The 24,815-nt window shown below is 45.9% G+C and carries 26 protein-coding genes; 19 read left to right on the top strand and 7 right to left on the bottom strand.

The features are described from left to right. Positions 1–6: 6 nt before the first annotated feature. From EPB59_RS10015 to luxS, 6 genes are all read left to right on the top strand, one after another. The gene (locus tag EPB59_RS10015) at positions 7–1,137 is read left to right on the top strand and encodes a sodium ion-translocating decarboxylase subunit beta (protein ID WP_055029838.1); all 1,131 of its coding nucleotides are present in this window, start codon (positions 7–9) and stop codon (positions 1,135–1,137) included. A 122-nt stretch (positions 1,138–1,259) separates the two neighbouring features. Further along, complete coding sequence (locus tag EPB59_RS10010) at positions 1,260–2,210, top strand: NADP-dependent oxidoreductase (RefSeq protein WP_154172584.1); 951 nt, start codon at positions 1,260–1,262, stop codon at positions 2,208–2,210. Beyond that, the gene (locus EPB59_RS10005) at positions 2,204–2,665 is read left to right on the top strand and encodes a YqaA family protein (RefSeq protein ID WP_154172582.1); all 462 of its coding nucleotides are present in this window, start codon (positions 2,204–2,206) and stop codon (positions 2,663–2,665) included. The genes EPB59_RS10010 and EPB59_RS10005 overlap by 7 nt, the downstream gene beginning before the upstream one ends. Before the next feature lie 9 nt (positions 2,666–2,674). Then, positions 2,675–5,530, top strand: a complete 2,856-nt coding sequence (locus EPB59_RS10000) for a M16 family metallopeptidase (RefSeq protein WP_195706980.1) — start codon at positions 2,675–2,677, stop codon at positions 5,528–5,530. A 111-nt stretch (positions 5,531–5,641) separates the two neighbouring features. Further along, positions 5,642–7,216 carry a glutamate--cysteine ligase gene (gene gshA / locus EPB59_RS09995; RefSeq protein WP_154172578.1) on the top strand — a complete coding sequence of 525 codons (1,575 nt, stop codon included), beginning with the start codon at positions 5,642–5,644 and terminating at the stop codon, positions 7,214–7,216. Between the two features lie 52 nt (positions 7,217–7,268). Continuing rightward, the gene (luxS, locus tag EPB59_RS09990) at positions 7,269–7,787 is read left to right on the top strand and encodes an S-ribosylhomocysteine lyase (RefSeq protein WP_055051706.1); all 519 of its coding nucleotides are present in this window, start codon (positions 7,269–7,271) and stop codon (positions 7,785–7,787) included. A gap of 83 nt (positions 7,788–7,870) precedes the next feature. Here luxS and EPB59_RS09985 read toward each other — a convergent pair whose 3' ends face one another. Continuing rightward, positions 7,871–9,151, bottom strand: a complete 1,281-nt coding sequence (locus EPB59_RS09985; RefSeq protein ID WP_055027861.1) for an HlyC/CorC family transporter — start codon at positions 9,149–9,151, stop codon at positions 7,871–7,873. A gap of 82 nt (positions 9,152–9,233) precedes the next feature. After that, positions 9,234–10,028: a cytochrome C assembly family protein gene (locus EPB59_RS09980; protein WP_055051707.1), complete on the bottom strand. Its 795-nt coding sequence runs from the start codon at positions 10,026–10,028 to the stop codon at positions 9,234–9,236. Positions 10,029–10,240: 212 nt separating this feature from the next. Between EPB59_RS09980 and ffh the strand changes: the two genes are divergently transcribed. The 5 genes from ffh (at position 10,241) to rplS (ending at position 13,859) form a co-directional block, all read left to right on the top strand. Next, a complete protein-coding gene (gene ffh, locus EPB59_RS09975) occupies positions 10,241–11,626 on the top strand; it encodes a signal recognition particle protein (RefSeq protein ID WP_000462721.1) in 1,386 nt (461 codons plus the stop codon). 236 nt (positions 11,627–11,862) lie between these two features. After that, positions 11,863–12,111: a 30S ribosomal protein S16 gene (gene rpsP, locus EPB59_RS09970; RefSeq protein WP_000256449.1), complete on the top strand. Its 249-nt coding sequence runs from the start codon at positions 11,863–11,865 to the stop codon at positions 12,109–12,111. A gap of 27 nt (positions 12,112–12,138) precedes the next feature. After that, entirely contained in the window at positions 12,139–12,693 is a 555-nt protein-coding gene (gene rimM, locus EPB59_RS09965; protein ID WP_055051708.1) for a ribosome maturation factor RimM, read from the top strand. 27 nt (positions 12,694–12,720) lie between these two features. Continuing rightward, positions 12,721–13,464 (top strand): tRNA (guanosine(37)-N1)-methyltransferase TrmD, encoded by a 744-nt coding sequence (trmD, locus tag EPB59_RS09960; protein ID WP_000270017.1) that lies wholly within the window; start codon positions 12,721–12,723, stop codon positions 13,462–13,464. Positions 13,465–13,505: 41 nt separating this feature from the next. Next, the gene (gene rplS / locus EPB59_RS09955) at positions 13,506–13,859 is read left to right on the top strand and encodes a 50S ribosomal protein L19 (protein WP_000065250.1); all 354 of its coding nucleotides are present in this window, start codon (positions 13,506–13,508) and stop codon (positions 13,857–13,859) included. Positions 13,860–13,960: 101 nt separating this feature from the next. Here rplS and degS read toward each other — a convergent pair whose 3' ends face one another. From degS to zapG, 3 genes are all read right to left on the bottom strand, one after another. Continuing rightward, a complete protein-coding gene (gene degS, locus EPB59_RS09950; protein ID WP_154172576.1) occupies positions 13,961–15,022 on the bottom strand; it encodes an outer membrane-stress sensor serine endopeptidase DegS in 1,062 nt (353 codons plus the stop codon). A gap of 173 nt (positions 15,023–15,195) precedes the next feature. After that, positions 15,196–16,563, bottom strand: coding sequence for a DegQ family serine endoprotease (locus tag EPB59_RS09945; RefSeq protein WP_195706979.1), 1,368 nt, complete (start codon positions 16,561–16,563; stop codon positions 15,196–15,198). Between the two features lie 130 nt (positions 16,564–16,693). Beyond that, a complete protein-coding gene (zapG, locus tag EPB59_RS09940; protein ID WP_055051710.1) occupies positions 16,694–17,134 on the bottom strand; it encodes a Z-ring associated protein ZapG in 441 nt (146 codons plus the stop codon). 153 nt (positions 17,135–17,287) lie between these two features. Here zapG and zapE point away from each other — a divergent pair, with 153 nt between their 5' ends. The 8 genes from zapE to sspB all read left to right on the top strand — a co-directional run bounded on the left by zapE (position 17,288) and on the right by sspB (position 23,582). Continuing rightward, the gene (gene zapE / locus EPB59_RS09935) at positions 17,288–18,391 is read left to right on the top strand and encodes a cell division protein ZapE (RefSeq protein WP_154172572.1); all 1,104 of its coding nucleotides are present in this window, start codon (positions 17,288–17,290) and stop codon (positions 18,389–18,391) included. A gap of 223 nt (positions 18,392–18,614) precedes the next feature. After that, positions 18,615–19,043 (top strand): 50S ribosomal protein L13, encoded by a 429-nt coding sequence (rplM, locus tag EPB59_RS09930; protein WP_000847599.1) that lies wholly within the window; start codon positions 18,615–18,617, stop codon positions 19,041–19,043. Between the two features lie 15 nt (positions 19,044–19,058). Then, positions 19,059–19,451, top strand: a complete 393-nt coding sequence (rpsI, locus tag EPB59_RS09925) for a 30S ribosomal protein S9 (RefSeq protein WP_000829823.1) — start codon at positions 19,059–19,061, stop codon at positions 19,449–19,451. A gap of 327 nt (positions 19,452–19,778) precedes the next feature. Next, positions 19,779–20,372, top strand: a complete 594-nt coding sequence (petA, locus tag EPB59_RS09920; RefSeq protein WP_055029849.1) for a ubiquinol-cytochrome c reductase iron-sulfur subunit — start codon at positions 19,779–19,781, stop codon at positions 20,370–20,372. Then, positions 20,372–21,637 (top strand): cytochrome b, encoded by a 1,266-nt coding sequence (locus tag EPB59_RS09915; protein ID WP_001148357.1) that lies wholly within the window; start codon positions 20,372–20,374, stop codon positions 21,635–21,637. The genes petA and EPB59_RS09915 overlap by 1 nt, the downstream gene beginning before the upstream one ends. After that, positions 21,634–22,371, top strand: a complete 738-nt coding sequence (locus tag EPB59_RS09910; RefSeq protein ID WP_055051712.1) for a cytochrome c1 — start codon at positions 21,634–21,636, stop codon at positions 22,369–22,371. The genes EPB59_RS09915 and EPB59_RS09910 overlap by 4 nt, the downstream gene beginning before the upstream one ends. Positions 22,372–22,470: 99 nt before the next feature. Then, positions 22,471–23,106 (top strand): stringent starvation protein SspA, encoded by a 636-nt coding sequence (sspA, locus tag EPB59_RS09905; RefSeq protein WP_000257305.1) that lies wholly within the window; start codon positions 22,471–22,473, stop codon positions 23,104–23,106. 11 nt (positions 23,107–23,117) lie between these two features. After that, a complete protein-coding gene (gene sspB, locus EPB59_RS09900) occupies positions 23,118–23,582 on the top strand; it encodes a ClpXP protease specificity-enhancing factor (protein ID WP_055051713.1) in 465 nt (154 codons plus the stop codon). A 69-nt stretch (positions 23,583–23,651) separates the two neighbouring features. On the opposite strand, the gene EPB59_RS09895 is transcribed toward sspB, so the two are convergent. Then, on the bottom strand, positions 23,652–24,221 hold the full coding sequence (locus tag EPB59_RS09895; protein ID WP_154172570.1) for a BON domain-containing protein: 570 nt from the start codon (positions 24,219–24,221) through the stop codon (positions 23,652–23,654). 2 nt (positions 24,222–24,223) lie between these two features. Beyond that, a complete protein-coding gene (locus tag EPB59_RS09890; protein ID WP_000887295.1) occupies positions 24,224–24,814 on the bottom strand; it encodes a phosphoheptose isomerase in 591 nt (196 codons plus the stop codon). Between the last annotated feature and the right edge of the window lies 1 nt (position 24,815).

The raw sequence follows: 24,815 nt of genomic DNA, 5'->3' as shown, positions 1-24,815 counted from the left end.
AAAATCATGGACGGATTAATTACCTTATGGCAAGAAACAGGGATTGCTAACTTTGAGTTAGGGCAGATCATCATGATCATGGTCGGCTGCCTGCTGCTATTTTTGGCGATCCGTAAAGGATTTGAACCGCTACTGCTGTTGCCGATAGGTTTTGGTGCTGTGCTCGCGAATATCCCAGAAGCGGGTTTCACGGAGCCGGGCGGTTTACTGTATTACATTTATCACGTAGGGATTGAATCTGGCGTGTTCCCATTGCTGATTTTTATGGGCGTAGGAGCAATGACGGATTTTGGCGCGTTGATCGCCAACCCGAAAACTTTGTGGTTAGGGGCTGCGGCTCAGTTAGGCATTTTCGCCACCTTGTTTGGTGCGATCTTGCTGAACTTTGTACCAGGCATGGAGTTTACCATGGCGGACGCTTCATCGATTGCGATTATCGGTGGTGCGGATGGCCCGACGGCGATTTTCCTCGCGAGCCGTCTGTCTCCAGATTTGCTAGGAGCCATTGCAGTGGCGGCGTATAGCTATATGGCGCTCGTCCCCATCATTCAGCCACCGATCATGAAAGCACTTACCACGCCAGAAGAGCGCAAAATTAAAATGGCTCAACTGCGTCATGTGGGCAAAACCGAAAAGATCATTTTTCCATTAGTCGTGCTTTTGATGACCATTCTGTTTTTACCCGCAGCAACGCCTCTAGTGGGAATGTTCTGCTTAGGAAACTTAATGCGTGAATCGGGAGTGGTGGATCGCTTATCCAAAACCGCCCAAAACGAGTTGATCAATATTGTGACCATCTTCCTTGGGCTTGGTGTTGGGTCAAAACTGCAAGCGGACAAATTCTTGAATTTGGAAACGCTAGGTATTCTTGCTCTCGGTGCAGCGGCATTCAGTATTGGTACTGCGGGCGGGGTGATCATGGCGAAAATTCTCAATAAATTTTCCAAAGAGGATATCAATCCACTGATCGGTGCGGCTGGGGTTTCAGCTGTTCCGATGGCGGCTCGTGTGGTGAACAAAGTCGGTTTAGAGGCAAACCCACAAAACTTCTTGTTGATGCATGCTATGGGGCCAAACGTCGCAGGGGTTTTAGGTTCAGCGGTTGCAGCTGGGGTGTTATTGGCCTTAGTTGGCTAAAATTGCATTGGTTAACTTATGCTCAAAACTGCGATGCAAAGTTAACGACTTAAAAGAAATTGGTATATATTCAAAGGGATGCTTCGGCATCCCTTTTTATTCGCGCGATAGGGATAGTGGAAATGGAAAACAAACAGATCGTCATTACTCAATTTGGTACACCAGAGGTGCTGGCTGTGCACACTTTACCGATCCCAACGCCCAAAGCGGGGGAAGTGTTAGTGAAAGTTGCTTTTGCGAGTGTTAACCCTATCGATGTGAAAACCCGAGCTGGTTTAGGTTGGGCGGCTGCGCAAAACAAAGATAAGTTGCCGTGGACGCCGGGTTACGATATCTCCGGACGAGTTGTGGCATTAGGCGAGGGAGTTAGCCGCCTTAAAGAGCGTGATAACGTAGCAGGGTTTATTGGATTTCCACTGCGAGGTGGAGGTTATAGCCAATACATCTGTGTGCCTGAGCAAGAACTGAGTTTAGTGCCAGATGCTGTGACGCTTGAAGCCGCTGCAGCTTTGCCTTTGGCTGGGCAAACGGCAGCGCAAGCACTCAGTAAAGCACAAGTACAAGAAGGTGAGCGAGTCTTGATATTAGCCGGCGCTGGCGGTGTGGGTCATATCGCGGTACAAATTGCGCTAGCGGCTAAAGCGGAAGTATTTACCACCTGCAGCGAAGCGAATTTAGATTACCTTGCTACGCTCGGTGCACATGCCATCAATTATCAATTTGCTCCGGTATCACAGCGTTTGGAAGAGGTGGATGTGCTGATTGATTTGGTTGGTGGCGATGCTGCCTTGGATGCTCTGAAATGCTTAAAAGATAATGCTCGAGTGATCACTGTACCAACGTTAACCGCAGAGTTGATTTGTGAAAAAGCGAAATTACTGGGTTTTGAAGCTACGGGCATGCTGGTAGATCCGAATCCAGAGCAGCTCGATACCATGCTATATATGGTCAGTGTCGGGCTACTGAAAATCGAAATTCAGCACATCTATTCACTGTTAGACGCGGCGCAAGCGCATGAACAGATCGAATCCGGACACACGCGAGGCAAGTTGCTTCTTGATATGAAATGCTAGAGTGGTGGAATGACTATTCTGCGCTACTTACCTCTCTCTTTACTGAATCGCCACTGAGCTTACTGTTTTGGAGTGGTTTTCTCAGTGCAACATTATTACCGGGCGGTTCAGAAGCGGCGTTGTTGGCGAGTTTATCGCTCGCTCAACATCCGGTTTGGCTCATCGTAGCGGTGTCAACGGCCGGGAACACTTTAGGTGGCATGACCAACTATGCGATAGGTTTATGGCTGCCGCATCGAACTGATTCACAAAAACAAGGTCATAAAGCCAAGCTCTGGTTGCAGCGTTACGGTTATTGGGCGTTGCTTGGGAGTTGGTTGCCGATTATTGGAGACCCACTCTGTTTAGCGGCAGGTTGGCTGCGTTTAAAAGTACTCCCTGCTTTTTTGATGATATTGATTGGTAAGGCGCTGCGTTATTCATTGCTTGCTGCGTTGTATTACGGTTTGTTTTAAGGAGATGTGATGAGAAAAGTCTCGTTGTTTGGATTTTCTCTGCTGTTGTTGGTGGGATGTAGTGCTTCAGATTCCTCATTCCCTCTGTTTTCTTCTCTGCCGAAAGGTGTCACCTTAGTTGAAGAGGTCAAAGCCGAGCCGGGGAAAGTGATGATCCCGTACTCGAAGTATCGTTTAGATAATGGGCTTACCGTGATCTTGTCGCCTGATGATTCCGATCCCTTAGTACATGTTGATGTGACCTATCACGTGGGGTCAGCCCGAGAAGAAATCGGTAAATCGGGCTTTGCCCATTTCTTTGAGCACATGATGTTTCAAGGTTCTAAGCATGTGGGCGATCAGCAGCATTTTCGTTTGATCACTGAAGCGGGCGGCTCATTAAATGGCACCACAAACCGCGACCGTACCAATTATTTTGAAACCGTTCCTGCTAACCAATTGGAAAAAATGCTATGGCTAGAAGCCGATCGAATGGGCTTTTTGCTTGATGCGGTTTCGCAGCGCAAGTTTGAAATCCAGCGTGACACCGTCAAAAACGAGCGCGCTCAGAATTATGACAACCGCCCTTATGGTTTGATGTGGGAAAAAATGGGTGAGGCACTTTATCCCGAAGGGCACCCTTATTCTTGGCAAACGATTGGTTATGTCAGCGATTTAGACCGAGTTGATGTCAATGATTTAAAAGCCTTTTTCCTACGTTGGTATGGCCCGAATAATGCGGTGTTAACCATAGGTGGTGATCTGGATGTCAGCCAGACCTTGGCTTGGGTGCAAAAATATTTTGGTTCGATTCCCAAAGGTCCAGAAGTGGTCGATGCACCAAAGCAACCAGCCCGATTGACTGAAAATCGCTACATCACCTTAGAAGATCGAGTACAACAGCCGATGCTGCTGATCGGTTGGCCCACTCAATATTCAGGGGCGGATGATGAAGTTGCGCTAGATGCACTGGCCAGTGTGTTGGGCAGTGGTAACAACAGCTTTTTGTACCAAGAGTTAGTCAAAACCCAAAAAGCGGTGGATGCAGGCGCATTCCAAGACTGTGCTGAGCTTGCTTGTACTTTTTATGTGTATGCGATGGCACCTTCTGGTGCGGAAGGTAAGTTGGCACCCTTGTATCAAGAAACCATGCAAGCGTTAGAAAAGTTTAAGCAACAAGGCGTTTCCGCACAACGCTTAGAGCAAATCACAGGAATGGAAGAGGCCAATGCGGTATTTGCGTTAGAGAGTGTCAAAGGCAAAGTCAGCCAATTGGCAGCCAATCAAACTTTCTTTAATCAGCCAGATCGCATCGAAAGCCAGCTTGAGAAAATCCGCGCAGTCACACCCACATCAGTACAGCAAGTGTTTACCCGTTACCTTGATGGCCAACCTAAAGTGACCTTAAGTGTGGTAGCAAAAGGCAAAACTGATTTCGCGGTGCGTCCTGCAACATTTATTACCCCCGCTCGTAAGCTGTCTGAGCACCAAAAAATTAGTGATGACCAGCTCGCATATCGTGAAGTGAAAGACAGCTTTGATCGCTCACAAATGCCACAAGTCGCTGAAGCGGTGCAGGCTCGTTCACCAACGTTATACGATGTTTATTTTGACAATGGTGCGCAGCTACTTGGTACTCAAACCAGCGAAACCCCCACGGTACTGATTGAGATCGAATTACCAGCGGGTGAGCGCCAAGTCGCGATCGGTAAAGAAGGGCTGGCTAATTTGACCGCGAGCTTACTGCAAGAAGGTAGCCAAAGCCGTAGCGCAGAACAAATTCAAGCTCAGCTGGATACGTTAGGTTCGAGTATTCAAGTCGCCGCTGGACCTTATTCAACCAGTATTGTTGTCTCTAGCTTGAAGAAAAACCTACCTGAAACGTTAAACGTGGTGCAAGAAATACTGTTAACCCCTGCTTTTAGCAAAGCCGATTTTGCTCGCTTACAGCAACAGATGTTGCAAGGACTGGTGTACCAACACCAGCAACCGAGCTGGTTGGCCTCGCAAGCTACACGTCAAGTGTTATGGGTTAAGAGCCTGTTTGCTCGTGCTGGGGATGGAACGGAAGCGTCCGTTGCGTCATTGACCCTTAACGATGTCCAGCAATTCTACCGTCAGCATTATACACCTCATGGCGCACAAATTGCGGTAGTGGGTGACATCAGTGCGCGAGACATTCGCCAGCAACTGCAGTTTATTGCCGATTGGAAAGGTGAGGCGGCGCCACTGATCAACCCTCAAGTCGTGCCCAATTTAACCCAACAAAAAATCTATTTAGTCGATAAACCGGGAGCACCACAAAGTATTGTTCGTATGGTACGTAAAGGGCTTCCTTTTGATGCAACGGATGAGCTTTACTTAACTCAGTTGGCCAACTTTAACCTAGCGGGTAACTTTAATAGCCGCATTAATCTCAACTTGCGTGAGGATAAGGGTTATACCTACGGTGCTGGGAGTTATTTTGCGAGCAATCGTGAAATTGGTGCGATTGTGTTCAATGCGCCAGTACGGGCGGACGTGACGGTGGACGCGATCCAAGAAATGATCAAGGAGATGCGTCAATTCAGCCAAAACGGCATCACGGAAGAAGAAATGAAATTCTTACGTTTGGCAGTCGGTCAACAAGATGCGTTGTTGTATGAAACACCAGCGCAAAAAGCACAGCTGATTTCAAGCATTTTGACCTATAGCTTAGATCGTGACTATTTGCAGCAGCGTAATGAGATAGTGAAAAGCGTAAAGCGTTCTACACTCAATCAGTTAGCGGCGAAATGGTTTAACCCCGATGACTATCAGATCATTGTGGTCGGTGATGCTAAGCAACTTAAGCCCCAGTTGGAAAAGTTAGGTATCGCGCTAGAAGAGCTTGAAATCATCCGCTAGAGTACACATTTATTAATGGGGTGTTTTACGCCCCAAACTCGCTATGCTACTTAAGCTGTCAGCTTAAGAGACGGCATTCGATTATAACCACCGACATAAGCGAAGCGTATTTTGAGTAAATTTGCCGAGCGACTACAAACAGTTGCAAATAAACCAGAAGTATTTCAAAACTTTAGCCGTGGACTGGAGCGCGAATCATTGCGTTACACGCCGGAAGGTGCACTCACGCAAACGCCACACCCGAAAGAACTGGGCTCAGCATTAACACACCGTTGGATCACCACCGACTTTGCCGAATCTTTGCTTGAATTCATTACTCCGGTTTCACACGAGGTGGATACGCTTATCGCCCAGATGTCGGATATTCATCATTTCGCGCAAACCAAACTGGGCGATGAAAAACTGTGGCCATTGTCGATGCCTTGTTATGTGGGCAGCGAAGAGGGCATAGTGTTGGCGCAATACGGTTCATCCAATACGGGGAAAATGAAAACCTTGTATCGGGAAGGTCTGAAACGACGCTATGGTAGCCTAATGCAGATTATCTCCGGCGTGCATTTCAATTTCTCATTCCCGGATTCTTTTTGGGATGCGCTGTATGGCGAGCAAGATCCACAAGCACGCCAAGCCAGTAAATCTGCCGCTTATTTTGGTGTCATTCGTAACTATTACCGCTTTGGTTGGTTGATCCCGTATTTGTTTGGTGCATCGCCAGCCATTTGCTCTTCTTTCTTACAGGGGCGCAAAACGGATCTACCGTTTGAGTCGATTGGTAAAACGCTCTATTTACCTTATGCCACATCACTGCGCTTGAGTGATTTGGGTTATACCAACAGTGCGCAAAGTGTGCTGCAAATTGGTTTCAACAGCATTGAACAGTACCTGCAAGGATTGAATGAGGCGATCCGCACTCCATCACAAGAGTTTGCAAAACTTGGGGTGAAGGTTGAGGGGGAATACCGCCAGCTCAATAGCAACGTGCTGCAAATCGAAAATGAACTGTATGCACCGATTCGCCCGAAACGCGTGGCGCAAAGTGGTGAACGCCCATCTCAAGCTCTAGCGCGCGCTGGGGTTGAGTATATTGAAGTGCGCTCACTTGATGTGAACCCATTTAGCCCAATCGGTATCGATGAAGATCAGGTGCGTTTCCTTGATCTATTTTTGGCTTGGACGGCACTCTCAGACTCTGATCCGATGGATGGCTGTGAACTCGGATGTTGGCGTGATAACTGGCGTAAAGTGGTGTTGGAAGGTCGTAAACCGGGCTTAGAATTGCAAATTGGTTGTCACGGCGAAGTGTTAACCTTACAAGCATGGGCGAAGCGAGTGTTTGCCGATTTACGTGTGATAGCGGAAACGATGGATGCATCATTAGGCGGTACCGCTTATCAGGATGTGTGCGAGAAGTTGGAGAGTTGGATTGATCACCCTGAGCTAACGCTTTCTGCTCAGATTTTAGCGGAGATTAAACAGCACGGCGGTCTAGGTAAAACGGGGTGTGCGCTAGGCAACAAATATCGAGCAGCTAATTTACAGCATCAATATCAATTTTATTCGCAAGCAGAAATGGAACAGGAAGTGAGTCGCTCAACAGAAGCGCAAGCGCAGATTGAAGCGCAAGATACGCTCAGTTTTGATGCTTACTTAACGCAATATTTTGCGTATTTGCAGGCGACAGTTTAGGGTTAGCTATTGATTGGCACGCGTTAAGACGAGCCAGAAAGGGAGAAAGGAAATGCCATTACTAGACAGTTTTACGGTTGATCACACGCGGATGAATGCCCCGGCTGTGCGTGTTGCGAAAACCATGCAAACCCCAAAAGGGGATACGATTACCGTATTTGATTTGCGTTTTACCGTGCCTAACAAAGACATTCTGTCTGAGCGCGGTATTCATACCTTAGAGCATTTGTACGCAGGCTTTATGCGTGCTCACCTTAACGGCAGCCAAGTGGAGATCATCGATATTTCACCAATGGGTTGCCGTACAGGTTTCTACATGAGCTTGATTGGTGCACCGACAGAGCAGCAAGTAGCACAAGCATGGCTAGCCGCAATGCAAGATGTGTTAAAAGTGGAAAGCCAAGATAAAATTCCTGAGCTCAACGAATACCAGTGCGGCACAGCCGCAATGCATTCGCTAGAAGAAGCCAAAGGCATTGCGCAGAAAGTGATTGCGGCAGGTATCTCTGTTAACCGTAACGATGAGCTGGCGCTGCCTGACGCTATGCTTAATGAACTCAAGGTTCACTAAGTCGATTACAGTCCACTTTTCGATGAACACGCAAAATGAAAAAAGCCCGAATGTTTGTTCGGGCTTTTGTTTGGGCGTTTACATTAAACCAGACTGGCTTTGGTTTTTCTTGGGTAAACCTTCACCAACTTAATTCGGTTTTCTTCCAATTCGATGATCTCCATTTTGTGCTGTGCTACTTTCACACTCAGGTGGCTGGCCGGGATCTCTTCAAGGTGCTCTAGAATCAAACCATTCAAGGTACGAGGTCCATCAGTAGGGAGTTTCCATTTGAGGCTTTTGTTGATATCTCGAATGTTGGCACTGCCTTCTATTAAGAAGCTGCCGTCGCTTTGTGGAGTAATTTCGTCCGCTAAGCTCGGTGACATTGAGGTAGTAAACTCACCGACAATCTCTTCCAAAATATCTTCCAACGTCGTTAAGCCAATGATTTCACCGTATTCATCCACGATTAAACCAATGCGCTCTTTATTGCGTTGGAATTTGAGCAACTGAACGTTGAGTGGCGTCCCTTCAGGAATAAAGTAAATCTCATCGGCTGCACGCAGCAGCATCTCTTTATTAAAGTCGTTCTTCTCTAGCATAAAGCGTGAGGCTTCACGCAAACGCAGGATCCCCACTACTTCATCAATCTTGTCGCGGTACAGCACTACACGCCCATGAGGGGAGTGTGCGAGCTGACGAGTGATCGACTTCCAATCATCGTTGATGTTGATCCCTGAGATCTCATTACGTGGGATCATGATGTCGTTTACGGTGACATGTTCAAGATCGAGGATCGACAACAACATATCTTGGTGACGACGAGGAATAAGGCCTCCGGCTTCATTCACAACGGTGCGCAGTTCTTCCGAGCTTAGGTGATCACCTTTGCTATGCTTCGGTGAAATACCAAGAATACGGATCAGACCATTGGTGATGACATTGATAAACAGAACCAGCGGTGAGAGCACTTTCATCAAAATGGTCAACAATACGCTGCTCGCGTAAGAAACACGTTCAGGGTAGAGTGCGGCTAAGGTTTTTGGGGTCACCTCAGCAAATACCAAGATGACTAAGGTCAAGGCACCTGTCGCAATCGCGACGCCTAAATCACCATACAAACGCATACCAATAATGGTCGCAATTGCAGATGCGAGAATATTGACTAGGTTATTACCAATCAGAATTAAGCCAATCAAACGATCTGGGCGATCCAAGAGCTTTTCAACTCGTTTGGCACCTTTGTGGCCACTGTTGGCTAAATGCTTTAAACGATAACGGTTGAGAGCCATCATGCCGGTTTCAGAACCGGAGAAGTAGGCAGAAATAATAATGAGACACGCGAGTAGCGCAAATAAGATACCCGTTGATATGTCGTCCAAAACGCGAATTTTCCTTATGACAGATTTTTAATTAAAGGCTGAATTTATCTTATGTGTCAAATGACAGGTTGATGAATCTTGTTCAGCGCAAAATGATCTCACGTACAAAGCGGCTACCAAAATACGCCAAGGTGAGTAAAGTGGCCCCCGCGACGGCAAACCAAGTGACTTTTTTGCCGCGCCAACCTTTACGGTAATGACCCCACAGTAAAATTGAATACACAACCCAAGCCACAAACGACAAAATGGCTTTATGTGCTTTACCTTGGGCAAACATATCCTGAACGAAGATAAATCCGCTGAGTAGTGTCCCAGTCAGTAATAGATTGCCAATCAGAATGATTTTGAACAGTTGCCGTTCAACCATGAGTAGCGGTGGCAGGTTGGGATTGATAGAGAAGACTTTTTTACTTTTCAACTTATGGTCGAGCCAAGCCAGTTGTAACGCGTATAAAGCCCCGATGCTCAACGTGGAGTATGAGAATAATGCCAAAGAAATGTGTAACAGCAGCTTGGGGTCATTCTCTAAATGAGTAATAAAGGTGCCAGGTAAAAAAGTGGCTGCAGAAAGATTGATTGCCGAAAAACTGTAAGCGACGGGTAACAAAAACCATAACCGAGTTTTGAACATGGCAACGCTCATCACCAAAGAGATAATGAAGCTGATTAACGATGCAACATTGAGGATACTCAGATTTTGTCCACCGCTGTGTAGGATCAAATCACTCAGTAGCCAACCATGAAACAACAGTGCGATCGCAGCACTGATAAACACGGTTTTCGCTCGGATCCCGGTTTGATTAACCAATCCGGGTACGATAGTCGCAATCGACAAGAGATATAACATCGCCGCGGCAATCGCGATTAAGTTGTCCATACCTGCCACATAGATAAGGGTTAAGTGGGCGAATTATACCTTGCTCTGTGCCAATGGGCTACTTTGGATCACCTTCGTTTTTGAGAGCATAGAACACAAAAAACAGGTCAATTGAACTTTCGTGAATCTCCGCAATGCGCTACGGGTATGCCTGTCCGTTTGTCTAAGGTATACTCACGCCAATTTATCGCCGCTTAGCGAAGAGAAAAAAGATGTTTGAGAATTTAACCGATCGATTGTCCAAAACGCTGAAAAATATCAGCGGCAAAGGTCGTCTTACTGAAGACAACATTAAAGATACCCTGCGCGAAGTGCGCATGGCGCTGTTAGAGGCGGACGTTGCGCTGCCTGTTGTTCGTGATTTTGTTAATCGCGTCAAAGAAGGTGCCGTTGGTGTCGAAGTTTCTAAATCTCTGACTCCGGGTCAAGAGTTCATCAAAATCGTCCGTCAACAATTAGAAGCGGTGATGGGCGAATCCAACGAAGCCTTGAATCTTGCCGCTCAGCCACCGGCGGTTATTTTGATGGCCGGTTTGCAAGGTGCGGGTAAAACCACGTCCGTTGGCAAACTCTCTAAGCTCCTAAAAGAGCGTGATAAGAAGAAAGTGTTGGTGGTTTCCGCTGACGTGTATCGCCCTGCGGCGATCAAGCAGCTCGAAACATTAGCCAATGATTTAGGCGTTGATTTCTTCCCGTCCACACCGGATCAAAAACCGATTGATATCGCTAACGCTGCGATTGACCACGCTAAGAAGAAATTCTACGACGTACTGATTGTCGATACCGCGGGTCGTTTGGCGATCGACGAACAGATGATGGCCGAAATTCAGGCGCTGCATAAAGCGATCAATCCGGTTGAAACGCTGTTCGTGGTCGATGCCATGACCGGCCAAGATGCCGCGAATACCGCGAAAGCGTTTGGTGATGCATTGCCGCTAACAGGGGTGATCCTGACCAAGGTCGATGGTGATGCGCGTGGCGGTGCGGCGTTGTCGGTACGCCATATTACCGGTAAACCGATTAAATTTATCGGTGTCGGCGAGAAAACCGATGCGTTGGAGCCTTTCCACCCTGATCGTATTGCTTCACGTATTCTCGGTATGGGTGATGTTCTGTCGCTGATCGAGGATCTGCAGCGCAACGTTGACCAAGAGAAAGCTGAAAAACTCGCGAAAAAATTCAAAGAGAAGAAAGGCTTTGATTTAGAAGACTTTCGTGAGCAGTTAGGTCAGATGAAAAACATGGGCGGCATGATGGGGATGCTTGATAAACTGCCCGGAATGTCTCAACTGCCGGCGGATATGAAAGATAAAGTGGATGATCGCGTTTTCAAGCAGATGGAAGCCATCATCAACTCAATGACCATGAAAGAGCGTCAAAACCCCGATCTCATCAAGGGCTCACGTAAAAAGCGGATTGCTGCGGGTTCAGGTACCCAAGTGCAAGACGTAAACCGCCTGCTCAAGCAGTTTACCCAGATGCAGAAGATGATGAAGAAAATGCAACAAGGTGGCATGAAAGGCATGATGCGTAACATGCAAGGCCTAATGGGTGGCGGTGGTCGTGGTGGTTTTGGCGGCGGTTTCTTCGGGCGTTAGTCCACTCGCACGCAGCCACTTGAGTGATCAGTGAGCTTTTCAATCTGTTAGCTGAATCACGGTAATTCGTAGCACTTTTTGCTGGTGAAAAAGTAGCTAAACCCCTTGCAAAGCCTCGGAATAAGAGTAGAATTCCGAGGCTTTATTTTGGCACGAGACCCTAAACTGATTTTGTGAATTTTTTTGCAAGATGGTTTTCGGGGTTAATTTTATTTTTGAAAAGCAAAGAGGACGACATGGTAACCATTCGTTTGGCACGTCACGGCGCGAAAAAGCGTCCATTCTATCAAATCGTTGTAGCTGACAGCCGCAACTCAGCAACTGGCCGTTTCATCGAGAAAGTAGGTTTCTTTAACCCTACTGCTACTGGTCAAGAAGAAGGCCTGCGCCTAGACCTAGATCGCGTGAACCATTGGGTTTCACAAGGCGCATCTCTGTCTGATCGCGTAGCACAGCTAGTTAAAACCGCTCAAAAAGCGGCTTAATTATTACTGTTAAGTAGTAACTAGTTTATGTCGATGAAAGGTAAAGAGACGATGGGCAAGCAAAACGAAAGATTGGTTGTGGGAAAATTAGGTTCTTCTTACGGCATTCGTGGCTGGCTTAAAGTTTTTTCCTACACAGACAATCCAGAAAGTATTTTTGATTACAGTCCTTGGTTTATTGACCAAAAGGGCGAGTGGGTTGAGCACAAAGTAGAAGGCTGGAAACGCCACAACAAAGGTTGGGTAGTAAAACTTCAAGGGCTTGATGTCCGTGAAGATGCACACCTGCTGACTAACTTTGAAATTGCTATTGACCCCGCATCACTACCAGAATTGTCAGAAGATGAATTCTACTGGCGTGAATTGTTTGGTATGCAAGTAGTGACCACTAACGGCTACGACCTTGGCGTGGTAACCGATATGATGGAAACAGGCTCCAACGATGTTCTCGTGGTGAAAGCGAATCTGAAAGATGCTTTCGGCCAAAAGGAACGGTTAATTCCGTTTCTTGAAGAGCAAGTGATCAAAGTTGTTGATCGCCAAGCTCAACGGATCGAAGTTGACTGGGATCCTGCGTTTTAACTCTTAAAATCGAATAAGCGAGGAAACATGTGGGTTGGCATTGTTAGCCTATTTCCTGAAATGTTCCGCAGCGTTACCGATTTTGGAGTAACAGGTCAGGCGGTTAAAAAAGGGTTGTTGTCAGTTGAAGCTTGGAATCCTCGTGATTTCGCTCATGACAAACGTCGCACTGTCGATGATAAACCCTACGGTGGCGGCCCCGGCATGTTGATGATGGTGCAACCTTTGCGCGATGCCATCCATGCTGCGAAACAAGCGTCACCGGGTAAGACGAAAGTGATTTACCTCTCTCCGCAAGGTCGAAAACTCGACCAACAAGGTGTGGAAGAGCTGGCGCAAAACCAGAATCTGATTCTGATTTGCGGTCGCTATGAAGGGGTAGATGAACGCATTATTGAGTCTGAAGTTGACGAAGAATGGTCAATTGGAGATTTCGTAATGACGGGTGGGGAGCTCCCAGCCATGACGCTGATTGATTCTGTCTCGCGGTTTATTCCGGGAGTATTAGGGGATTTCGCGTCAGCAGAAGAAGACTCTTTTGCCAATGGTTTGTTGGATTGTCCGCACTATACGCGTCCTGAAGTATTGGATGGAAAAGAGGTACCAGCGGTACTGAAATCCGGCAATCACGAGGACATTCGTCGTTGGCGACTCAAGCAGTCGCTTGGCCGTACCTGGCTTAGAAGACCGGAGCTCCTGGAAAACCTAGCTCTGACTGACGAACAGGAACAATTACTGACCGAGTACATTAAAGAGACTCGCCATCAGTAACCTATTAAATTTAGTATCAGTTTATTCTAGGAATTTAGACAATGAGTAACATCATCAAGGCTCTAGAACAAGAGCAAATGAAACAAGACCTGCCTCAATTTGCACCAGGCGACACTGTTGTGGTTCAAGTTAAGGTAAAAGAAGGTGACCGTGAGCGTCTACAGGCTTTTGAAGGCATCGTAATCGCAATCCGTAACCGTGGTCTGCACTCAGCATTCACCGTTCGTAAAATTTCTAACGGCGAAGGTGTTGAGCGTACGTTCCAAACTCACTCTCCAGTAGTTGATAGCATCGAAGTTAAGCGTCGCGGTGCAGTACGTCGTGCCAAACTGTACTACCTGCGTGACCTATCTGGTAAAGCTGCTCGTATCAAAGAGAAGCTGGCTAAGAAGTAATGCTAGAACTCTCGTTCTCGTAGTAAAAAGCGGAGCCCAAGGGCTCCGCTTTTTTGTGTTCATTGATTACTAAATTGCTTTAGCGAAAACGTAAATCCCCGTTACTCGCGAGCATCTTCTCCAATCGTAACAGGTAGCACAATCTCTTCGCCTTTACGCAGTAAGGTGAAATCGACTACGGTGCCGGGGCGTAAATCGGTCACGGTATCGGTTACATTTTGGCGACCATTGACTTTTTTTCCATCAATTTTCAGTAAGATATCTTGTTCTAGGAACCCAGCTCGCGCTGCGGGGCCATTTGGGTCAACACCTAAAACAATGATCCCGCCAACATGCTCATTACCCAGTAAGCGTGAGGTCATAGAATTAATATCTTGACCATCAACCCCGATATAACCGCGGATAACGCGTCCATCTGCGATGATTTTAGCCATAATTTTACTGGCGAGTGAATACGGAATCGCAAATGAAATACCATAGGTTTCGAGATCGGTGGCTTGTTGGAAAGAAGCGGTATTGATACCGACAAGTTCACCTTGAGTATTGACCAATGCGCCGCCTGAGTTGCCGTCATTGATTGCGGCATCAGTTTGGATAAAGGCTTGGCGACCATCAGCGCTGATCGAGGAACGACCTGTCGCTGAAATTATGCCAAAGGTAGTCGTTTGTCCCAGATTATAAGGGTTGCCGATAGCTAACACGACATCGCCAACTTTGGGGTGATAGTCTGGATTGAGTGGAATGATGGGCAAGCCCGTGCCTTCTACTCTTAATATTGCAATATCAGTACGTCGATCTTTCCCCACTAATTGCGCGGCCGCCGCTCTGCCATCTTGTAGAGCAACAACAATTTGATCCGCTTGGGCAACCACATGGTAGTTAGTAATGATGTAGCCTTTCTCACTGACTATCACCCCAGAGCCTAAGCCTTGGGTCGATAATTTCTGGCGATCATTCTCACTGTATTTTCGGTTATAAATATTCACCACCGCAGGAGCCGCTTTACGAACTGCTTCGTTAAACGATATCTGTAATGCGCCAATGTTACGTGGCTGAGAATGAACAACAGGAATGAGTTTTGAACGCAGTGAGGGCGTGACAAAAATGATGATAATCGCAGCCAATAGCCCGAAGCCGATTGAGCGAACCCAAAATTTCAGCATAGTTTCCTCAACTCAATATTGAATAAATTCCTCACTGTGAGTCGCCAAGAATAACACTGGAAATGAATTTCGCCAAAGTTGCATTGGAACCAGGATGAATAAGGGATAAATAGGGGGGGAGAGATGACGGAAGAGTGGGTTACCGCCCTATTGGGCGGTAACAGTGAAGTACATTAACGAACCACAAGATAAATTGTACGATCTCCGCGTTGAATGTTTAATGCTAGAATATTCGGTGATTTCTCCATAATCGCCCGTAATTCAGCAATATTCTTCACTCGTTTGCGGTTTACGCCGATGATGATGTCATCTTTTTGCAGTTGATAGGATTCTGCTGCCGAACCTTTTTGAACCTCAGTGACTTTAACACCTTGGATTGGATCACTCTCAGTGGTATTGCTTAGCTCTGCGCCGCTCAATCCTTGATGAAGTGATTCCGCTTTGGTTTTGGAGTTTTGCTGCTCACCCAAAGTGACATCAATATTCTTGGTTTGTCCATCACGTAATACGCCAAGCGTAATCGTTTTTCCTGCACCAAGTGTCGCGACTTTAGCGCGTAATTCAGAGAAGGTATCTACTTTTTTGCCATTGAGTGAGGTGATGATATCACCAGCCTTAATACCTGCTTTATCCGCGGCACTGTCTTGAACGACCTGACTCACAAAAGCGCCTTTGGACGATTCATAGCCTAGAGCATCGGCAAGCTCGGAAGTTATCTCTCCACCTTGAACGCCAAGCATGCCGCGTTTCACTTCACCAAACTCTAAGATCTGATCGGCAAGGTTTTTCATCATATTGGAGGGGATTGCAAAACCGATTCCAACGTTCCCGCCGTTAGGACCAAGAATGGCAGTGTTGATTCCGATCAATTCACCATTGAGATTGACCAAGGCACCACCAGAGTTACCACTATTGATGGCGGCATCGGTTTGAATGAAGTTCTCGAAATTTTCGATATTTAGACCGCTACGGCCTAAAGCGGAAACAATTCCAGACGTCACTGTCTGTCCAAGGCCAAAGGGGTTACCAATTGCAACCGCAAAGTCACCGACTCGCAGGACGTCAGAGTCGGCAATTTTAATTTCTGTTAGGTTTTTGGTTTTACTGAGCTTTAACAAGGCGATGTCAGACATCTCATCACCTCCAACGAGCTCTGCATCAATTTCTCTGCCATCATGCAGTTTGACGCGGATTTTCTCAGCACCATTAATGACATGATAGTTAGTGACGATATAGCCTTTATCTGCATTAATGATGACGCCTGAACCTAAACCACGGAAAGGTCGTTCTTGGAGTTGCTCGGTTGGGAAATCAGGACCGAAGAAAAAACGAAATTGGTCTGGCAAGCGCTGCCTTGAAACCTGAGTTCCTTCCACTGCAATACTCACAACGGCTGGAGTAACTTTTTCGAGCATAGGGGCTAGGCTAGGGACTTGTTCTCCACTAACAGAGAGAGGGAGCGCTGCTGTTGCCGATAATGGCGTGAGAATGGAACTCAAGCTGAGTGACAGAGCAGTCAAAACAAGTAAAGGTTTTTTCATCATAAACTCCTCGTGCAATTTAACGTCTGGTTGAAGTAAAAATATGTTCACTTAAAGAAACTTCAACTGACAGTCTGCGAGTTATGACTCAAAAACCTTTACAAAGTTCACCACAGAATGTGTGAATTGATTAACTAGCTTTGGCATTCACCAAATCAGCCGAACGGATAATGGCTTTTTCTTCGCCACGCAATAAACCCGTAGCACCTAAAGCGTAATCTTTTGGTGGCTGTTCCAGTTCTTCTGGTTGTTTGCTTTCGCTCTCTTTTTGCTGAGCTAATTTACTGAATGGGTTGTCTTGCTCTGGCAAATTTGGAATCAAATCGGTAGCCGTTTTCGCCATATGTTGATACAGCTTAGTGTAATCTTTTCCTAGGGTGTCGAGCATTTCTGCTGTTTGAGCAAAGTGATCAGACAGCTCTTGGCGCTGTTGCTCTAAAGTGAATTTAGTGCTCTCGAGTTCTTTTTGCAGGTTCTTCTGCGTCTTATATTGAGGGGTAGTCAAACGAGCAATCAGCATCCCGACAGCAATCCCCACTAGCAATCCAGCAATGGCATAGATCCAAGGCATAATAGCTCCTTATTGTTGTTATTTAACATGTTTTTTACCCATCGGTTACACATGTACGAGGGACATGTTACTATGAGAGTCAGGTTGGATAAAGCAAAATGCATGTGAGTGGTTTTGCGTTTATGGCTCTCATTGTAACTGTAGTAGACCAGTATGACTCCGAAGCAGCGATATAAAAAAGATTTGCAACGCACTGATTTTTATAGTGATGAAGCGCAGGCTCGTGCCGTGGATGCCCTAGATAATCTGTATCACCAGTGGATTGATTATCTAAATCAGCCAGTGGTACGACCTTCTTTGTGGCATAAGTTATTGGGTAAGCGTATCGAACCCACGCCTCCTCCTAAAGGCCTGTATATGTGGGGAGGTGTCGGTCGTGGCAAAACCTACCTGATGGATACTTTTTTTGAATCCTTGCCGAATGACAAGAAATTACGAGTCCATTTTCATCGTTTCATGTATCGAGTTCATGATGAGCTGCGCTCGCTATCGGAAGTGAGTGATCCGCTCGAAATTGTTGCGGATCGTTTTTGTGCCGAAGCGAATATTATCTGTTTTGATGAGTTCTTTGTCTCAGATATTACCGACGCAATGATTCTAGGCACCTTGTTCGAAGCACTATTTAGACGCGGAGTGGTCTTGGTCGCTACCTCAAATATTGCTCCGCAAGATCTGTATCGTAATGGGCTGCAACGCGCTCGCTTTTTACCTGCGATTGCTCTGGTCGAAACTCATTGCCATATTCTAAATGTCGATAGTGGTGTGGATTACCGTCTGAGAACCTTACAACAAGCCGAAATTTATCATTATCCATTAGATGAAAAAGCGTCAGATAACTTGCAACGTTATTTCCGGCAGTTGATCAGTTCTGAGCATAAACCAGATGATCATATTGAAGTGAATCACCGTTTAGTGCCAGTTAATGCGGCTTGTGATGGCGTGTTGTATGCGACGTTTGCTCAATTATGCCAAACCGCACGTAGTCAGTATGACTATATCGAGTTGTCGAAAATCTACCACACCGTTCTTCTTGCTGATGTAAAGCAGATGAATAAAAACAACGATGATGCGGCTAGACGTTTTATTGCCTTGGTGGATGAATTTTACGAACGACATGTAAAATTGATTGTGTCTGCAGAAGTGGCTGTTTCTGAACTTTACTCACATGGTTTATTAGAGTTTGAGTTTAAACGCTGCCAATCACGACTGATCGAGATGCAAAGTCATGATTATTTGGCGAAAGAGCACCTAGTTTAAACAGAAAAACATCAGGCAGCTTTGGCGTCGGATTTTTTTCAGATTTTACGTAAAAAGAGGTGATTTTTTCTGCGCTCTTCTCTATAATCCTGCGACCCACCGTTACTGCAGGTCCTTTGTGGCCGAGAGTGCCACCCACTCGAAGGGGTGATGACTGGGCTCTTAGACAGTGGGAGCGAAAGCTCCTTGAAGTGTAAATTTAAATTAACGGGTTATTATTAGCATGAAAACTTTCGTTGCTAAACCAGAAACTGTAAAACGCGACTGGTACGTTGTAGACGCTGAAGGTAAAACTCTTGGCCGTCTAGCAAGTGAAATTGCATCTCGCCTACGTGGCAAACACAAAGCTGAATACACTCCTCACGTTGACACTGGTGATTACATCATCGTTGTTAATGCGGAGAAAGTTACTGTTACAGGTAACAAGGCTAAGAACAAAATGTACCACCGTCACTCTGAGTTCCCAGGTGGCCTGAAATCATTCAGCTTCGAGAAGCTGATTGAGCGTAAGCCAGAGATGGTACTTGAGTTAGCGGTTAAAGGTATGTTGCCAAAAGGTCCTCTAGGCCGTGCTATGTACCGTAAGCTAAAAGTTTACGCTGGCGCTGAGCACAACCATGCTGCTCAACAACCAAAAGTACTGGACATCTAATCGGGGATTTCGGAAATGGCAGAGAATCAATACTACGGCACTGGCCGTCGCAAAAGCTCAGCTGCTCGTGTTTTTATTAAACCAGGCAGCGGCAACATCGTAATCAACAAGCGTAGCCTTGAAGAGTACTTCGGTCGTCCAACTTCTTGCATGGTTGTTAAACAACCTCTTGAACTGGTAGACATGGTAGAAAAACTGGATCTGTACATCACTGTTAAAGGTGGTGGTATTTCTGGTCAAGCAGGTGCTATCCGTCACGGTATCACTCGCGCTCTGATGGAATACGATGAGTCTCTACGTCCTGTTCTACGTGCTGCTGGCTACGTTACTCGTGACGCTCGTCGCGTTGAACGTAAGAAAGTGGGTCTACGTAAAGCACGTCGTCGTCCACAGTTCTCTAAGCGTTAATTTTCCTTTTTGGAAAAATGCGCTCCAGTGTTACTGGATGTGGTTCAAAAACCCGGCTACTCAGCCGGGTTTTTTACATTCTAAAATCTTCCCCAAAGGCTTTACGCTATTCTCCTCTTTATACTCTATAAATAAGTTGTTCCTTTTGTGATGCCGCAAGCGATTTGAATTGACAAATGTTACAGAAAGGTAGCTTTATCTTGTCAAAAAGTAGGGTTTTATTTATCATTTGCTATCAAATAAATACAAAATAAACTCGTGTTTGTTAGCCTTGCTCTTTAAACGGAATAAGCAGGATCCATAAGGAGCAAATGGGAGAATGTCTGGATGAGTAATGCGCCTCTAAACCAAGGTCGCAGACGATTTCTTACCGCCACAACGGCTGTTGTGGGTGGTTTAGGAGCTGTCGCGGTCGCCGTACCTTTTATTAAATCATGGAATCCAAGTGCTAAGGCTAAAGCTGCCGGTGCCCCTGTCGAAGTTGATGTCAGCAAACTCGAAGAAGGGCAGATGGTACGTGTGGAATGGCGTGGTAAGCCTGTATGGGTTGTACGCCGTGCACAGTCGGTAGTGGATAGCCTTAAGGATCACGATAATCAACTTCGCGATCCAAGTTCGCAAGAAGAACAGCAGCCTAACTATGCACAAAATGGCTACCGTTCAATTAAACCTGAATATTTTATTGCCGTCGGTATCTGTACTCACCTTGGGTGCTCTCCAACTTATCTTCCTGACTCTTTCAGTGAGCAAGTTCAAGGGGTGAAATCAGGTTTCTTCTGCCCATGTCATGGCTCTAAGTTTGATATGGCTGGTCGTGTATTCCAAGGAGTACCCGCACCGCTTAACTTGGTTATTCCAAAACACATGTATCTGACTGACACAAAAATTGTCATCGGTCTTGATGAGACTGGGGAGGCATAATGCAAGCGCTACTTGATTGGGTAGAAAAACGCCTACCGGCAATGAATGCGTATAAAAAACACCTTTCTGAGTACCCAATGCCAAAAAATTTCAATTTTTGGTATTTGTTTGGTTCGCTTGCGATGCTGGTGTTGGTTAACCAACTTCTTACTGGGGTTTGGTTGACGATGAATTATGTACCTTCAGGTGAAGGTGCCTTTGCCTCTGTTGAATACATCATGCGTGATGTGGAGTATGGTTGGTTATTGCGTTATATGCATTCAACCGGTGCTTCGGCATTCTTCATTGTGGTGTATCTGCATATGTTCCGTGGTTTGATCTATGGTTCATATCAGAAACCTCGTGAGTTACTTTGGATCTTCGGTATGTTGATTTTCCTCGTGCTGATGGCAGAAGCCTTTATGGGCTACTTGCTGCCTTGGGGGCAAATGTCTTACTGGGGAGCTCAGGTTATCATTTCACTGTTTGGTGCGATTCCTGTCATTGGGGATGATCTAACTCTGTGGATTCGTGGTGACTATGTCATTTCTGGTGCGACACTAAACCGTTTCTTTGCCTTGCATGTGATCGCGTTACCAATCGTATTGCTGCTTTTGATCGTGTTGCATATTTTGGCTCTGCACGAAGTTGGTTCAAACAACCCTGATGGTATTGAAACTAAGTTGCCAAAAGGCTCAATGGGTGATGACTACCAGACACAGTTTAAGTTTCATGAGTATTACACCAAGAAGTACGACATCATCGACTCTATTCCTTTCCATCCTTATGGAACGGTGAAAGACTTGATTGGTGTGGCAGGATTCTTGTTCTTGTTCTGCTATGTGCTGTTTTTTAACCCAGAAATGGGTGGATACTTCCTTGAGCCGCCCAACTTTGAGGCTGCTAACCCATTAAAAACGCCTCCGCACATTGCACCGGTTTGGTACTTCACGCCATTTTATGCCATTTTGCGTGCAGTTCCTGACAAGTTACTCGGTGTTATCGCAATGGGGGCATCGATAGTGGTGCTATTCCTATTGCCTTGGCTAGATCGCTGTAAAGTTCGTTCTTACCGTTATCGCAGTAAGCTTCATTTGCTCAATATTGCGCAATTCACTGTATGTTTCATTGCGTTAGGTGTACTAGGTGCTTTACCTGCAACCCCAACGTATACCTTACTGGCTAGAATTTTTAGTTTGGGTTACTTCATGTTCTTTGTATTGCTATTTATTTACAGCAAAAATGAAGCAACCAAGCCATTACCAACAAGGGTGACGTACAAATGAAAAAATGGATTGTAATTTTGTTTGCTATGTTGCCATCGCTGGTGATGGCAGCAGGTGCAAATGTACATTTAGATAAAGCGAATAACGATTTAACGGATAAAGCATCACTACAAAATGGTGCCAAACTGTTTATGAACTACTGTTTTGGTTGTCACTCAACGCAATATCAACGTTATGAGCGAGTGGCGAACGATCTCGGTATTCCAGCTGATTTGATGAAGGAAAACCTCATTTTTAATCCTGCAACCAAGATTGGTGAATTGATGGAAAATGCGATTCCTGATAAGTCCGCAGCAAAGTGGTTTGGGGCGCCACCGCCTGATTTGACCTTAGTCGCTCGAGTACGAGGCACGGATTGGTTATACACTTATCTACGCTCTTTCTATGCAGATCCTTCTCGTCCATTTGGTGTCAACAACATCGTATTTCCAAGTGTTGGTATGCCGCATGTACTGGAAGAGTTGCAAGGTACACCGGATCCGATCATTGAAACGCATATGGTGGATGGTAACGAAGTTCAACATGTTGTCGGTGTAAAATCTCGTGGTAATGGTGAGCTGAGTGAAGGGGAATATAACCAAGCAGTACGTGATTTGGTGAACTTCCTACAATACTCGGGTGAACCAATGAAACTTGAGCGTCAAAGTTTAGGTTGGTGGGCGATGGCATTTTTGGTGATATTTACCATTGTCGTTGTAGCACTGAAGAAAGAGTATTGGCGCGATGTGCACTAATTGTGCTATTATGCTGCGCTAATTCCCGATTGTTAACTCATCAGTGGAGGCTTTAGCCTCCATTGATTTTTTGTACCCGCATCTGTACTGGAGGGCTCCATGGCTGTAGCTGCCAACAAACGTTCTGTGATGACTCTGTTTTCAAGTGCATCTGACATGTATAGCCATCAGGTTCGCATTGTGCTAGCTGAAAAAGGCGTCAGTTTTGAAGTTGAGTTGGTTGATGAGAACAACCTTCCTGCGGAATTGATTGAGCTGAATCCTTATAAAACAGTTCCTACTCTAGTTGATCGTGAGCTTGCTCTGTATGACTCAAAGATCATCATGGAATATTTGGATGAGCGTTTCCCTCATCCACCACTTATGCCTGTTTATCCAGTCGCTCGTGGTAACAGCCGTTTGATGATCTACCGTATTGAAAGAAACTGGTACTCATTGGCTGAGAAAGTCGTTAATGGTTCCCCTGAAGTGGCAGAAAATGCACGTAATAAATTACGTAACGATTTGCTGACTCTTGGACCTGTGTTTGCTGAGTATGAATACTTCATGAGTGAAGAATTCAGCTTGATTGACTGTTATTTAGCTCCACTACTGTGGCGTTTACCTGTTCTTGGTATTGACTTGATTGGTCCTGGTTCTAAAGAACTGAAAGTCTATATGAACCGTGTATTCGAACGTGATTCATTCCTTGCTTCTCTCACTGAAGCTGAACGCGAGATGCGTCTGGCTCGCTAATGGATGCCGGAATGGATATTGGTCAAATGACACCACGCCGACCCTATTTGTTAAGAGCATTTTATGATTGGCTACTGGAAAACGAACTTACGCCGCACTTAGTGGTGGATGCCACATTACCAGGTGTGAAGGTGCCACTTGAATACGTTCAAGATGGTCAAATCATTCTTAATGTGGCTCCGCGCGCGGTCGGGCACTTAGAGCTTGGGAATGAGGAAGTGACTTTCAATGCCCGTTTTGGTGGCCGTCCTCACTTGGTGATCGTACCGATTTACGCTGTACAAGCTATTTATGCGCGTGAAAATGGTGCTGGTACTATGTTCGAGCCTGAACCTGCTTACCTTGAAACGATGGAGTTTGAGGAAGATTTGGATTCAGAAGACTCCCTTGTTGAGCTGGAAAGTGATTTAGGTGATGAGCCTTTTGAGGATTCACCTAGACCCAAAGGTCGACCAAGTTTGCGTGTCGTGAAGTAAGTGGATTCAAGATACTAAAAAGGCAGCGTTTACCGCTGCCTTTTCTATTTTCATCATGTGATTTATCACTTACTGGGCGTATTCAAAAGCCTTGACGACTTGTTTGACTCCGATGATATTTCTTGCAACCTCAATCGCCATATCGGCATGTTCAGGTGATACGTAGCCAAAGAGATAAACCACACGATCTTCTGTGACTACTTTCACTTTAATGCCGTTTAACTCTGCTTTTGTGAGGAGAGCTGATTTGACCTTAGTGGTTATCCAACTATCGTTACTGATTTCTCCTACAGACAGTGGTGCTTTGATCTGTACTTGATTGTGTAACTCTTTGACCCCTTTTACTTGACGGGCTTGAGCAATGAACTGGTCAAGAATCGCATCACTACGTGATTGTCCCAGTAATACTACCGTGCCTCGGTAGGCAACAGCAGAAATACGAGTATCTTTACGGTATGGCTCTTTGTTGGCGAGTCCTGCAACTTCTAACTCGACATTGTTGTCTTGCCAGATCTCTTGGGTACTGCGGGGATCCGTAACAATTGTCGCTGTTGTTGCTGCACCGGCAATAAATAACCCTGCACAACCAGTGAGGTTAACAAGTAAAACGCAAAGAATTAGTCGTTTAATGCTTTTCATAATCACTCTTCATGAGCTGGGAATAACACTTGGTCAATCAAATCACATAGGCAGTGCAGTGTCACCATGTGAACTTCATGGATGCGAGCGGTGCGGTGTGATGGAATACGGATTTCTACATCATTTTCGCCGAGTAATCCTGCCATTTCGCCGCCATCTTTGCCAGTAAGAGCAATAATGGTCATATCCCGAGTTACTGCTGCTTCCATGGCTTTGATGATGTTTTTACTATTACCACTCGTCGAAATGGCTAGTAGAATATCGCCAGGTTGGCCAAAAGCACGCACTTGTTTAGAAAAAATTTCTTGGTAGTGATAGTCATTGGCTACTGCGGTTAATGTCGTGTTATCTGCAGTAAGTGCCATACCCGGTAAACTAGGACGTTCGGTTTCAAAGCGATTAAGAAGACAAGAAACAAATTGTTGTGCATTGACGGACGAGCCGCCGTTACCACAACAGAGAATCTTATGGCCATTGAGTAAACTAGCAACCATAGCTTGTGCCGCATGCATGATCGCATCCGGCAGGGCTTCTGCAGCCGCGATCTGTATTTGAATGCTTTCGGTAAAACTGTCTTTAATGCTATCGAGCATC

This window comes from Vibrio metoecus, assembly GCF_009665255.1.
GTDB lineage: Bacteria > Pseudomonadota > Gammaproteobacteria > Enterobacterales > Vibrionaceae > Vibrio > Vibrio metoecus_B.
The sequence above is the reverse complement of the archived record's forward strand: the minus strand, read 5'-3'. Positions and strand labels throughout refer to the sequence as shown.